Origin of the sequence: Pseudomonas yamanorum (assembly GCF_013386765.1) — a bacterium.
GTDB lineage: Bacteria > Pseudomonadota > Gammaproteobacteria > Pseudomonadales > Pseudomonadaceae > Aquipseudomonas > Aquipseudomonas yamanorum_A.
This window is the reverse complement of sequence record NZ_JACARE010000040.1, coordinates 20,241-33,590: the sequence shown is the minus strand read 5'-3', so window position 1 is coordinate 33,590 and position 13,350 is coordinate 20,241. Positions and strand designations below refer to the sequence as shown.

At 63.0% G+C, this 13,350-nt stretch carries 12 protein-coding genes; 2 read left to right on the top strand and 10 right to left on the bottom strand.

Going from position 1 to position 13,350, the window contains the following annotated elements; all coding sequences use genetic code 11:
• Positions 1–175: 175 nt before the first annotated feature.
• From HX875_RS27095 to HX875_RS27050, 10 genes are all read right to left on the bottom strand, one after another.
• Complete coding sequence (locus tag HX875_RS27095; RefSeq protein ID WP_371321501.1) at positions 176–640, bottom strand: MEKHLA domain-containing protein; 465 nt, start codon at positions 638–640, stop codon at positions 176–178.
• A gap of 16 nt (positions 641–656) precedes the next feature.
• A complete protein-coding gene (locus tag HX875_RS27090; RefSeq protein WP_177047373.1) occupies positions 657–1,787 on the bottom strand; it encodes an MFS transporter in 1,131 nt (376 codons plus the stop codon).
• A gap of 75 nt (positions 1,788–1,862) precedes the next feature.
• A complete protein-coding gene (locus HX875_RS27085; RefSeq protein WP_177047371.1) occupies positions 1,863–3,227 on the bottom strand; it encodes an MFS transporter in 1,365 nt (454 codons plus the stop codon).
• A 92-nt stretch (positions 3,228–3,319) separates the two neighbouring features.
• Positions 3,320–3,856: an alpha/beta fold hydrolase gene (locus tag HX875_RS27080; RefSeq protein WP_177047369.1), complete on the bottom strand. Its 537-nt coding sequence runs from the start codon at positions 3,854–3,856 to the stop codon at positions 3,320–3,322.
• 3 nt (positions 3,857–3,859) lie between these two features.
• Positions 3,860–4,636 carry an HvfC/BufC N-terminal domain-containing protein gene (locus tag HX875_RS27075; protein WP_177047367.1) on the bottom strand — a complete coding sequence of 259 codons (777 nt, stop codon included), beginning with the start codon at positions 4,634–4,636 and terminating at the stop codon, positions 3,860–3,862.
• Positions 4,633–5,484, bottom strand: a complete 852-nt coding sequence (gene bufB, locus HX875_RS27070) for an MNIO family bufferin maturase (RefSeq protein WP_177047365.1) — start codon at positions 5,482–5,484, stop codon at positions 4,633–4,635. The genes HX875_RS27075 and bufB overlap by 4 nt, the downstream gene beginning before the upstream one ends.
• 95 nt (positions 5,485–5,579) lie before the next feature.
• Positions 5,580–5,852: a BufA2 family periplasmic bufferin-type metallophore gene (gene bufA2 / locus HX875_RS27065; RefSeq protein WP_003211275.1), complete on the bottom strand. Its 273-nt coding sequence runs from the start codon at positions 5,850–5,852 to the stop codon at positions 5,580–5,582.
• Between the two features lie 24 nt (positions 5,853–5,876).
• Positions 5,877–6,644 (bottom strand): alpha/beta fold hydrolase, encoded by a 768-nt coding sequence (locus HX875_RS27060; protein WP_177047363.1) that lies wholly within the window; start codon positions 6,642–6,644, stop codon positions 5,877–5,879.
• Positions 6,645–6,689: 45 nt separating this feature from the next.
• Entirely contained in the window at positions 6,690–7,118 is a 429-nt protein-coding gene (locus HX875_RS27055; RefSeq protein ID WP_177047361.1) for a DoxX family protein, read from the bottom strand.
• Positions 7,115–7,387, bottom strand: coding sequence for a BufA1 family periplasmic bufferin-type metallophore (locus HX875_RS27050; RefSeq protein ID WP_169387734.1), 273 nt, complete (start codon positions 7,385–7,387; stop codon positions 7,115–7,117). Before HX875_RS27050 ends, HX875_RS27055 begins: the two co-directional genes overlap by 4 nt.
• A 579-nt stretch (positions 7,388–7,966) precedes the next feature.
• On the opposite strand from HX875_RS27050, the gene HX875_RS27045 reads away from it, so the two are divergent.
• On the top strand, positions 7,967–10,792 hold the full coding sequence (locus tag HX875_RS27045; RefSeq protein WP_177047359.1) for an ATP-binding protein: 2,826 nt from the start codon (positions 7,967–7,969) through the stop codon (positions 10,790–10,792).
• A 277-nt stretch (positions 10,793–11,069) separates the two neighbouring features.
• Positions 11,070–13,343 (top strand): TonB-dependent receptor, encoded by a 2,274-nt coding sequence (locus tag HX875_RS27040; protein WP_177047357.1) that lies wholly within the window; start codon positions 11,070–11,072, stop codon positions 13,341–13,343.
• The last annotated feature ends 7 nt before the right edge of the window (positions 13,344–13,350 follow it).

Genomic DNA, 13,350 nt, shown 5'->3' with positions numbered 1-13,350 from the left:
GCGCCGGTTTAGCCGCGACGGGGCAGGGACGCCCCGTCGCGGCGGCCCGCGGAGCAATCCCGGAGTGAGGGTACGCCGAGCCTAGGCGAGGCGCCGACAGGCGGGGCAGAGCGTTTTGGTTACTTTTGCGCTTTTCAAAAGTGACCCGCTGTAAGAGCGGAACCAATAGCAGCCGTTACCGCAGGAATGGATATGTACCCCGCCCCCCCTCATCCAACCAAAACAAAGCCGCCTGCCCCACCCCGCCCAACAAATTCCAAACCACCCCGGCATGAATCATGAACGGCTGTTCCTGCGCATCCACCCGCCACCCGCTGTAACCATGAGCAATCCCCTTGGCCCCAACCTCCTCCATCAGCACCTGCCGCGCCGGCCGATCCAGCTCCGAGGCACTGAACCGCGAAGGCATCCCAATAAAATCCTCACGCGGATACTTAAAGCAGCGCAACGCGCACTCATTCACATAGGTAAAACGCGGATCAACCGCCCCATCATGGGCCAGCAGACTGTAAGGCGCCTGCTCATGCAACCACGTCAACCGCTGCTCCAAACCCAACCCCTCGGGCGCCGGCAACCCCTGCCCGGTCCAATGCCGATAAGCCTCATCCAGCAACCGCACAAAATGCTCGTCAAAAGACACAACCAGCCTCACATCATCAAGTCGAAATCTTCGCCCGCCAGCAAAACACCGCGCTGACCGCAATGGCCGCACCGGCCACGCCAAACACCCAGGGCGCCGACGCCACCGGCAGCAACAACCCCGCCAGCAATGGCCCAAGCCCCGCGCCCACATCCCGCCACACAGCATTCGAGGCCAACGCCGAAACCCGCATCGCGCCCGGATTGCGCTCCGCCACCAGCGTCGTCACCAACGGCAGTTGCAACGCCCGCAGCACCAGCACCGCCGCCGCACCGGCAATCACCCAGTGGCTGCCAAACGCCCCCAGCGCCAGCGCACTGAGAAAGGAAAACAGCAACAACATCGACGTGGCGCCAAACTGCTGCGCAGCCCGCCCGCCCAATGGGCTCAGCAGCAGTTCCGAGACATACCGCAGCGCCATCAAGCCACCGGCGATCAACACCGCATCACCACCGAGGATCTTCTGCGCCTGAATCGACAGGCCAAAGATAAACAGCCCATCCAGCGCCACGCCTTCGATAAACGACCAGGTCGCCACGCTGTCGGGCAGCTTGAAGCGCCGCCCGGGCGTGCCGTGCAAATTGTGGCCGGCCGTAGGCAACCCCCGCGCCATCCATAATCCCACCAGGCAACACCCCGCCAGAATCAGGAAAATCGGACGCGGGCCGACATGTAACGTCAGCCATCCCCCCAGCGGCAACGCCAGCATCGGCCCCAGGGCGATCAGCGCCCGCGAGCGCCCCGCCCGCCGCGCCGCACCCAGCGGCTCGGAGGTGGCCAACACTTGGGTGGAAAGGTTCAACGCCGCAAAACACAGGCCCCAGATCAGCCGCAACCCAAGCAACGCGGCGAAGCCTGACAGCATCGAGTTGCCCAACGCACACACCGCAGCCGCGCCGGCGGCGATGGAGCACGTCAGCCGATCTCCGTTACGGGCATAGAAATTCAGAACATGCTTGTAGCCGAAGATCCGCACCAGGCGGTTGGCCGCCAGCAGCACCCCGGCCTGGGCCAGGGTGATACCAAACGCCTGGGACTCCATCGGCAGTACCAGGTACAGCAACACGTCACTGGGCAGGCACAGGCCGAGGGTCAGCGCGGCACGGCGGGAGTGGGAATCAGCACTGCGTTGGGCCAGATCAGACATAAAAGCTGAAACATTCAGAATTATTTAGACGGCCACGGTAGCCGTCTATCACTCTGTTTTACAAGGCCCGAATAATTAAACCTTGGTGCCGTCCTGCATCAGGCGCAAACCACTGGCCACCGCGCCTACCAGCGCAAACCCGCAGCCCAGCCACAACGCGTACTGCGGGCCGCTGCTCAGGGACAGGTGGAAACACAACGCCACCAGCGACGCCCCCAGCGTCTGCCCCATCAACCGCGACGTGGCCACAATCCCGCTGGCCCCGCCACTGCGGGCGATAGGCGCGCTGGTCATGATCGCCTTGAGGTTGGGCGACTGGAAGAAACCGAACCCGGCACCACACAAGGCCATGCGCCAGCCGATATCAAAGGTCGAGGCGTCATTGCCCAGGGTCGCCAGCGAGGCCATGCCCGCGCTCAACATCACCAGGCCAATGCCACACAGCAACGCCAGGGAGATGCGGTCTGCCAGGCGCCCGGCAATCAGCGCCATCACTGCCACCACTGCCGGCCACGGCGTCATCAGGAAACCGGTGGCCACCTGGCTGTGGCCCAACACCGTCTGCAACAGGAAGGGCAGCGACACAAACGCCAGGCCCTGGGCACTGAACGCACAAATCGCGGTGAGGGCCGACAAGGTGAACAACGGGCGCTTGAACAGATCCACCGCCAGCATCGGCGCCGGGTGCCCGGCCTGACGACGGATCAGCAACACCCCGCACAGCAGCGCCACGGCGATCAGCCCCAGGGTCAACACCGCCTGCGCACCGTGCACCGCCGACCCCAGCCCCAATACCAACAAGGCAAACAACCCGGCGCAGAGAATCGCCGCCAGCCGGTCGAAGGCATGCCCGGTAATCGGGATCACCGGAATCGCCCGCACCCCGAGCCACAAAGCCAACGCGCCCAGGGGCAGATTGATCAGGTACAGCCAGTGCCAGGTGGCCACCGACAGAATCGCCGACGCCGCGGTGGGCCCCAGCGTAAAGGCCAGCCCCACCACCAGCGAGTTATACCCCAGCCCGCGGCCCAATATTTTTGCCGGATAGATATGCCGCAACAGCGCAATGTTGACGCTCATGATCGCCGCCGCGCCCAAGCCCTGCACCACCCGGGCGGCTGTCAGCGTCGGCAGCGACCAGGCCAGCCCGCAGAACAGCGACGCTATTACAAACACCAGCAAGCCGCCGAGGAACACCCGACGGTGGCCCACCACGTCACTCAGGGAAGCAAAGGGCAGCACGGCGGCGATGGTCGCCAGTTGGTAGGCGTTGACCACCCAGATCACCGAGGCTGAGTCGGTGCCGATCCCTTCAGCCAGGGTCGGCAATGCAGTGTTGACGATGGCCGTGTCGAGGGTCGCCATGCCGATCCCCAGGGAAATGGCGACCACCGCCGCTAAACGTTTATCACTGGGCAACCCATCAGCTACTGAAGACATGGACAATCCGCACACGTGGCAAAGGCGTTAAGAGTAAGGGCTGCGGCCTTTTTTTTCAGCGCACAAATGCGCGGCTGTCCAAATATTCATGTTCAGGTGCGCCATGTCCCCATCCGCGCCATTTGCCCCAACACCTCGGCCAGCGCGGGCTGCGGCGCGCTGTTGACGGTCACCAGCGCCACACAACGGCTCGGCCGCAAGGTCGCCGCCGCCGTGACAGCCCGACCACCGAGGTCGAACCCGCCGAGCACTGCCTCGGGGATGTGCAAGGCGTTCATCAGGTCCAGCACGTCCTGGCCGAGCACCACTTCCTGGGTGCTGGCGGGCGCAGCCTTGTCCAGCGGCGTGGTGCTGCCATGACCCCGCAGGTACGGGACGACGACCCGCAAGCCCTCGGACACCAGGTGCGGCACAACCTCGGCGAAACGCTCAAGGTCACCGTCCGCCCCATGCAGCAAAATGATCGGCCTGCCCTCCTCCGGGCCGGCCTCGTAGTAGCCGATATCCAGCAGGTCGGTGCTGACCTGGCGGATCGTCCACTTCGCAGGCGCCGCCATGGCCGGCAGTGAAAGCACCACAGAGGCAATGGCGGTGGACATCAGAAAGCGACGGCGATTGAAAAAAGACATGGGTCATAGCTCCAAAAAATGCGACACAGGAAGATCGTCAACGATCCCCACAATCAACTCGCTGCCGATCCAGCCGGCCAGCCATTCACCGGCTTTCGCCACGCCCTCCTCGACCCCCAGGCGCTCCACCAGAAACTCGCACAGTCCGACAAAACTGCCGTTGCCCTGCAGGTGCACCAGCGCCTGGTACTCCACGACGTCGACTTGGCGCAGGCGCGAGGTGAATTGCCGACGCCACACCAGCAGCCCACCGGCCTCGGCCAGCATCACCGCCTCGGGCGCCGGGGTTTGTTGCCACAACGCCGACCAGATCGCCTCGGCGTTGGTGGTCAGCCCGTGGCAGCGCAGCGACGGCGTGAATTGCAGGCACGCGGTGTCCCAATCCACCGCCGCCAGCGCGTCCATGGGCAACGGGCTGGCATCGGCGGCGACAAACGCCTCATTGAGCGACGACTCGATCCATGCCAGTTCATGCACGTCCGGGTTGTTGGGGAACAGTTCGGCCAAGGTCTGGTGAAAGCCTTCGGGATACACGTCCAGGGTCCAGGCATGGGGCGGATACCGGTCGATATGGCTGATGGACGCGGCCAGGAACGCCTCATCCCCCACCCAGCGCCGCAGGTTGGGAAATGCCTGCTCCAGGCAACCCACCAACTGCGCGCGGTAGTTGTTCTGGTAAACCGCGAGGCCGGCGGTCTTGTTGCCAAGCACCTGGGCCGACTCGTCCGAAGCACTCACCAGCCAGGCATGAAAAGCCTGCTGCCATTGCGCGAGGTTCATGGGCGCACCTGCGCACGCTTGTAGGCCTCGGAGGCTCCCAGCATCCGGGCGATCGACAGCTCCTCCAGCAACTCGGCCAACGGCGGAATATCGTCGTCGCGTTCGATCATCGTGGCGACCGGGCCGAGCAACCCGACGGCCTTGGCATACAGATCCCAGACCCCGTCACACACCGGGCTGTCGTGGCTGTCGATCAGCAATTCGCGGCCCTGGCTGTGCCCGGCCAGGTGAATCTGCCGGACTCGCTCGGCGGGAATCCCGTCGAGAAACGCCAGGGCATCAAAGCCATGGTTGCTGGCGCTGACAAATACATTGTTGACGTCCAGCAACAGCTCGCAGCCGGTGCGCCGGGACATGGCGGCGATAAATTCCCACTCGCTCATGGACGCATCATCAAAGGCCAGGTAGCTGGACGGGTTTTCAAACAGCATCGTGCGGCCCAACACCTCTTGAGCCAGGTCGATATTCGCGCAGACCCGGTCCAGCGCCTCAAGGGTGTAAGGCACCGGCAGCAGATCATGAGAGTTGAACCCGCCACTGCGGGACCAGCTCAGGTGGTCGGACACAAACAGCGGTTCGATCTCGTCCACCAGGGATTTGAGGCGCTTCAAATAGTCGCGATCCAGGCCTTCGGCGGTGCCGATCGACATCGACACCCCGTGCAGCGCCACCGGATAACGCTCACGAATCCGGCGCAGGATATGCCGTGGCTGGCCGCCCGCGACCATGAAGTTCTCGGAGATCACTTCAACGAAATCCACCGCCACCGAGGTCTCCAGGAACTCGCTGTAGTGCTCCTTGCGCAGCCCCAGGCCGTAGCCCGGGAAACGCGGATTGGATGTCGGCATCACACGGTCTCCGTTACAAAACTGTAGGAGCGAGCTTGCTCGCGAAAAACCTGAGAACAACGCGGGGCGCCAGGCACCCCGCGTGTTCATGGACCTTACTTCGGTTCAGTGGTGGTGCCGCCCAGCTTCAGGCACTCAGACGGAGTCTTCACGACCACGCCCTGCCCCTTGCAGCTGTTGAGGCCCTTGCAATCGTTCTTGGCCGTGGCGCACAGGCTTTCGCCCTTGCAGTTATTCACGCCGTAGCAGCGGCCTGGCTGCTCCGGCTGGTCGGCGGCGCTCGCGGCAGCGGCGAAAGAGGCGGACGCCATGGCGATCAGGGCGGCAGCAGTGGCCAGGCTCAAGCGGGATTTGATGGACGTACTCATGGGTGTTACTCCTCGGGGTGGGGTTTATTTGATGACGGATGCTGCGTCTTCGATGACCTTCGCCACAGCCTCAGGCTGGGAGATGTACACCGAGTGGCTGGCTTTGATTTCGGTGACCTTGGAGCCGGCGCGCTTGTACATCCAGCGCTGCAGATCCGGGCTCAGGGCGCGGTCTTCGGTGGACACCACGGCGTAGGTCGGTTTCTTGTGCCAGGCTGCGGCCCAGATGGTGCCGCCGAACAGCGCGGTGGTGGCCGGCACTTGGGAGGCAGCCATGAAGTCGGTGCGGTTGGTGGTCAGGTCGGCGGCGAAATCGGCGTTGAATTTGGTTCGGTCAAAGAACAGATGCCCGTCGCGGGTCTGCTTGACGTCATTGCTCGGCGCCGGCATCGACGACAGCAACTGGCTCATGTTCTCGCCGACTTCCGGTTGCAGGGCCGAGACATAAACCATCGACTTGACCTTGTCGCGGTCACCGGCAATCGAGATCACACCGCCACCGGAACTGTGACCCACCAGCACCACCGGGCCGACTTGCTGCTCGAGCACTTCGCGGGCTTCGGCCACGTCGGCGGCGAGGCTTTCATGGCCCTGATGCACCACGGTCACCTTGTAGCCCTTGTGAATCAGGATGTCGTGCACCACTCGCCAGCCGGAGCCGTCGACGAAGGAACCGGGCACGATCACCACGCTTTTGCCGGTGCCCGGCTGGGGCTTGGCCGCATCGGCCGCCGAGGCCAATAACGGTGAACCGAGTGCCATGGCGATCGCCAGGGAAGAAAGAATACGCATGCGACTCTCCACAGGCCTTGGGGCCTGATCATTGTTGTGAAAGGGTTAACGGCGCTGGCCGGACAACACGCGGTCGAGTGACCAGGCCCCGCCGCCATACGCCAGCAGCGGCAGTAACAGCCCCGCCCAGGTCAGGTGGGTCGGCCAGGCGTCGGGGTACACGAACACCTCGATCACCAGGGTCATGCCCAGCAGCGCGGCGGCTGCCGGACGGGTCAGCAGGCCCAGCACCAGCAACAGCGGGAACAGATGCTCGGCGTAGGTCGCCAGGTGCGCCGCCCATTCCGGCGGCACCAGCGGCAAGGCGTATTCCGAGCGAAACAAGGTGTAGGTCGACGGCTTGAGCTGCAGGAAACCGGTCACCTTGGTGCGGCCCGAGAGGAAAAACACCGAAGCGATACCCACGCGAGCCACCAGCAACAGCAGCGCCTCAGGCAGCACACGCTTGAGCACCGCAGGGGCCCGGGCAATCATGGTTGTTCCGTCAGGCTGCCGAAGCCTTTGGGGGTCTTGATCTGGGTGCAGGTGCCTTTGTCCACCAGCACCCAGGCGTTGCCCTGGTAATCCGCCTTGGCCGTACCGGCGCAGGAAGTACCGGCACCGGCGGCGCAGTCGTTGGCACCGGCGAGGGACACGCCGAAGCATTTTTCCTGGGGCTTGGCCTCATCGGCATGGGCGGTGGCGGCGAAGGCACCGAGGGACAGTGCAAGGGTGGCGGCAAGGGCCGCGTAATGGCGCTTCATGGGTTGGAACTCCTGGCTTGACTGAATGTGGCCAGGGCGCTTGTGCGGTGTGGGTGACCACCTGCGCCATCTGGTAGACAGATTTAAAGCCAGGCGTGTATCCCGTCTGTGTCGCGTTCCCGCCTTCTATTCATGCCGGTGTATCAGGTGGGTGCTGATACACAGTCTGATACACAGCCAAAAAACCACCGCCAAACCACCGCCGTTTTATTCGGCTTCCCGAACGACACAATTAGAAATATTCGCCTTTCCGAACACTCCCCTTCCCGCGCCGTCGACGACCTCAAAATTCCCCATAAATTTCATAAGGTTGTTGTCATCTTTGTTACATGCCAACTGGCATACATTCTGCTACATCAGGTTTTCTAGTAATAAAATGTTTCTAAATTGAAACAGTCTCATCGCCTGAAACCCAACGGCCCCGCGCCCTATAACAATGTCCATGCCCCAAAGGAGGGCGGCAATTCTTACCTTTTTGATCGACTTCAACTCTCCAAGCCTGCTGCCGCACGTAAGCACCCAAAAGGGCGAATGGCCTGATCGCCAATAACAAGCCCGACTACAAAAAAGGACAAATTGATGAGTTCGAGCAAATACCCCGCAGCGTCCTTCATGGACCTCGCCCCCCATGCCCCGGACCACACCGAGAACGCTCTCGGTTTTGGCCCCTTTCTCTTGTTGGCGCGCCAGCATGTCTTGCTGCGCAACGGCGAGCCGGTGACCCTCGGCAGCCGCGCCTTGTACTTGCTGATCGCCCTCGCCAGCCGGGCGGGCGAGTTGCTGGAAAAGTCCGAACTGATCTCCTTCGCCTGGCCCAAGGTGGTGGTGGAGGAATGCAACCTGCGCGCACAGATCGTTGCGCTGCGCCGGGCGCTGGGGGATGACGGCAACTTCAGCTACATCGTCACCGTGCCTGGCCGGGGTTACCGGTTTGTCGCACCCGTAACGTTGCAGGCCGTGAGTGAAGGCGCCATGCCCCAGGCCCTGGTGCCGGCGCCGACCGTGGAAGAACCCAACCTGCAAACGCCGCCGAACACGGTGATTGGCCGCGAACAGCTGATCCTGAGCCTTGCCGACCAGGTGCTGAGCCAGCGCTTCGTGACCATCACCGGCCCCGGCGGCATCGGCAAGACCACCGTGGCCCTGGCCGTGGCGCAACTGCTGCAGGGCCGCTTTCACCAGGGCATGTGCTTCGTCGACCTGGCCCCCGCCACCAGCGGCCAATGGGTAGCGGGCATGCTCGCCAACGCCTTGGGCATCCAGAGCGTGAGTGACGAGCCCTTGCAAAGCGTGGCCTCGATGCTCGCCGACAGCCCGCTGCTGCTGGTGCTCGACAACTGCGAACACGTGCTGCAAGCCACCGCCGATGCCGTTGAAGTGCTGCTGCGCTGCGCGCCCCAGTGTTGCGTGCTGACCACCAGCCGCGAACCGCTGCGGGCCGAAGGCGAACGGGTGCACGACCTGGCACCGCTGCTGGTGCCCGACGAAGACTCAAGCCTGAGTGCCGAGCAAGCCATGACCTGGTCCGGCATCGCGTTGTTTATCGAGCGGGTCAAGGCCCTGGACCCCGGCTTCGTGTTCAAGGACACCGACGTCGCCGCCGCCAGCGCCATCTGCCGCAAGCTCGACAGCAATGCCCTGGCCATCGAAATCGCCGCGGCGCGGGTGCGCACCTTTGGCATTCAGGACCTGGTGGGGTTGCTCGACGGCAGCTTCCGCCTGCAAATGACCGGCCGGCGCACCGCCCTGGCTCGCCACCGCTCACTGAGCGCGACCCTGGACTGGACCTACTCGATGCTCACCGGCGACGAACAGGCCATGTTGCGCCAACTGGCGGTGTTCACCGGTTCCTTCACCCTCGATGCGGTCAAGGCCATGACCGCCAGCAGCACCCTTGATGCCCGCAACGCCCTGCCCTTGCTGGAAAGCCTGATGGACAAGTCGCTGCTGATCGCCGGTGAATCGCAGTTGCTCAAGCGCTACCGCCTGCTGGAAACCACCCGCGCCTACGCCCTGGAAAAACTCAACGAACAGGGCGAAGCCGATGCCACCCGCCAGCGCCATGCGCTGTTCGCCCTCGGGGTGTTGCAGGAAGCCGGGCAGACCCTCGACAGCCTTTCCCCCGACACCTGGGTCGGCCTCTACGGCCCGGAAATCAACACCGTGCGCGCCGCGCTGGAGTGGGCTTTTTCAGCCTCGGGCCACCTGCCCACCGGCATCGAACTGACCCTGGGTGGTGTGCCGTTGTGGCTGCGCCTGTCGCTGGTGAGCGAGTGCCGCACCTGGGTCGACAAAGGCCTGGCCAGTGCCGCCACCACCCCACTGCCGCTGCGCCAGCGCATGCTGCTGCAAACCGCCTTGGCCAGTGTGCTGATGCTGACCTACGGCACCGGCGGGCCGATGCGCGAGGCCTGGCGCCAGGTGCGTGAAGACGCCCGCGACCTGGGCGATGCCGAGCACAAGCTGCGGGCGCTGTGGGGCTTGTGGAGTGACCGCTGCGGCTGCAACCAGTACGCCGAGGCGCTGGAACTGGCCGAGCGCTACATCACCCTGAGCAGCAGCGGCAACCAGCAACTGCTGGGCAAACGCATGCGCGCGGTGGCGTTGTTTCACATGGGCGACCTGGCCGGTGCCCGGCAGAATATCGACGAGGCGCTGGGCTCACCGTCGGCCCCGCGCTCGCACATAATCGATGTGCATTTTGACCAACGCATCGCCGCTCGCTGCCTCAAGGCACAGGTGCAGTTGCTGGAAGGCGATGTCGACCCGGCGCTGCGCTTGATCGGCAGTTGCGTCGATGAAGCCATCACCCTCGATCACCCCGCGACCCTCTGGTACACCCTGTGCCTGGGGGCAATTCCCCTGGCGCTGTTGGCGTCCAACCTGCCCAAGGTGCGGTACTACCTGGGCTTGCTGCAAGACAGCACGACCCAGCAGGATCTGCATATCTGGCGTCAGTTTCGACTGTGCTTCGAAAGCATTCTGTTGATCCGCCAGGGGTCGCCCGAAGAAGGCGTGCCGTTGCTGGGTGAGGCCTTGCATCACCTGCATGGGCAAGGCGATAGCCAGCTGTATAGCTTGCTGCGTTGTGAATACGCCCTGGGGCTGGCGCGGCTCGGGCTGGAGAAGCTGGCGCTGGAGGTGCTGGAAGACACGCTGCAATTGGCACTCGGACGGCATGAGCGCTGGTTCGTGCCGCAGATGCTGCGGATCAAGGCGCAGTTGATTTTGCGCCAGGCGCAGTACGGGTCGGTAGACAAGGCCAAGGTGTTGCTGCGCCAGGCGTGGGTGGATGCCCAGTTGGCCGGGGCGCATTTCTGGCGGGCGCAGATTGCCAGTGACTTGGCCAGGCTGCAGGAACCGAAGCTGCGCATTGCTGCGCTGCCGAGGTTTCAGCATCGGTAAAGGCCGCTGGCCACGGTGTGTATTCGTTATCCCGATAACGGATACACAGCCTGTTGATTCCCAAACAACCTGCCCACCTGACTGTTGCTTTTTCAGCGAAACCTGCGCGTCATTCAAAAATAACCCAATCAAATCAAATACTTAATTGTTACAAAATGATGGCACATAGCTTGCTATCACCTCTTCCAGCTTACTCTTCAAAGAGCGGCCCCTGCGTGAAGGGACGGCACCCCGCCGGCCCCACGCTCAAGAATCGGATTTCTTAAGGGACCTTGCCATGCACCCTCTGCTCCGTCATCAGCGTTATACCCGACCCACGCGCCCCTTCATCCTCGCCAGTGCGCCCTTCATGGCCCTGCTGGCAGGTGACGCATTAGGCGCCGAACAACCTGTCACCACCGCCCTGCCCCAGGTCACCGTTACCGCCCAACGCCACGAAGAATCGGCCCAGGACGTGGGTATCGCGCTCACCGCCCTCAGCGGCCAGGACCTGCAAGACAAGGGCGTGACCAAGGTCAACGACCTGCAAAACTACGTGCCCAACCTCGACATCGCGCCCCAGTACGGCGGCGGCAATCCCCTGTTCCGTATACGCGGTGTAGGCCTCAAGGACTACGGCAGCAACAACACCTCCACCGTGGGCGTGTACCTCGACCAGGTGGCCTTGCCCTACCCGATCCAGACCCAGGGCCAACTCTTCGACCTGGAGCGCGTGGAAGTTTTGCGCGGCCCCCAGGGCACGCTGTACGGGCGCAACAGCACCGCCGGCGCGATCAACTTCATCACCAACAAACCCACCCAGGAATTCCACGGCGGGCTGACCACCAACTACGGTTCCTACAACGCCAGCAACGTCGAAGGCTTCCTCTCCGGCCCGTTGACCGACACCCTGCGCGCCCGCCTGGCCTTCATCACCGAACAAGGAGGCGCCTGGCAGGAAAACCGCGTGACCGGGCAAAGCCTCGGAGACAAGGACAACACCTCGCTGCGCGGCCAGCTGGACTGGGACGCCACCCCGGACATCAATTTCAACCTCACACTGCACGCCGGCCAGGACAAGTCCGACAGCCTGGGCTCATACCTGTATCAGGGCCTCAAGCCCAATGCGACCAATGGCCGGGGCTATTCCGCGATCAGCTCCGAAAGCGACCCGAGCAAAACCGGCTGGGGCCTGACCCCGGGTTTTGCCAAGCTGACGGGCCTGTCGGTCGGTGACAAGCCCCATCGCGACAACGACAACACCGGCTTTGCCCTCACCGGCACCTTCGACCTCAATGACCATTTGAGCGTCACCAGCATCACCGCCTCGGACCGTTTTCGCCGGCGTGAATACATCGACTGGGACGCCTCGGTGATCCCGCAATCCGATGAATACTTCGACTCCAAAATCGAAGTCTTTTCCCAGGAACTGCGCCTTGCCTCCCACGACAACGAGCGCTTCAACTGGCAGACCGGGCTGTACTTCGCCCAGGACCGCCTCGACGAAAACTTCTATTCGGACTTCAGCGCCAACCTCGGCTACGGCACCTACACCTCGTACACCCAGAAGTCGAACACCTACAGCGCCTTCGCCCAGGGCGACTACCAACTGACCGACGACTGGAAACTGATCGTGGGCCTGCGCCAGGAAAAAGAGCACCGCGAACTGCAAGACTTCAGCACCCAGCGCATTCTGGTGAACAGCGGCGTCTACAGCCTGGGCCAGCTGAGTTTCCCGGCAGCCGACAGCGACCTCGACAGTAACTCCACCTCTTGGAAGCTGGGCCTGGAATACCAGGTCACGCCATCGACGCTGCTGTATTCCACGGTCAGCCGCGGGATCAAATCCGGTGGTTTCACCGCCTACAATTCCAGCTACGCCGAGCAGATCGCGCCGGTCAAACCGGAGAAACTGTTGGCATATGAGCTGGGTTTCAAAAGCGACTTGAGCGACACCCTGCGCATCAACGGCTCGGCGTTTTACTACGACTACCGCGACCAGCAGTACCAGTCCCAAGTGTGGATCAGCCAGCAGATCGGCAACGTCGGACGCCTGGTGAATATCCCCAAATCGAAAATCTACGGCTATGAATTCGAGCTGCAATGGGAACCGCTGCCGGGCCTGACGCTGGGCCAGTACTTCGGCACCAAAAAAGGCAAATACCTCGACTACAAAGGCCTTGATAGCACCGCCACCCGGGCGGTGGGTTTTGCCTATCCGGTGTACAACGACTTCTCCGGCTCCAGCCTGACCAACTTTCCGAAAATCAGCTACGGCGGCCAGCTCCAATATGTGTGGGACGTCGGCGGCTTCACCTTCAGCGCCGAGAGTGACTACTCGTTCCACGACCGCATCGTCGGCAGCAACGGCACCACCACCCAGAAATACTGGCTGGCAAATGCGCGCCTGGGCATAACGCCCAAGGGCAGCAACTGGTCGGGTGCCTTGTGGGCGCGCAACGTGTTCGACAAGCAATACGACCTGTACCACGGCTCGTTCCTGTCCAACGCCCAGATCGCCACCCCCGGTGAACCACGCACCGTGGGCGTCCAGGCCAGCTATAAATTCTGAGGACCTA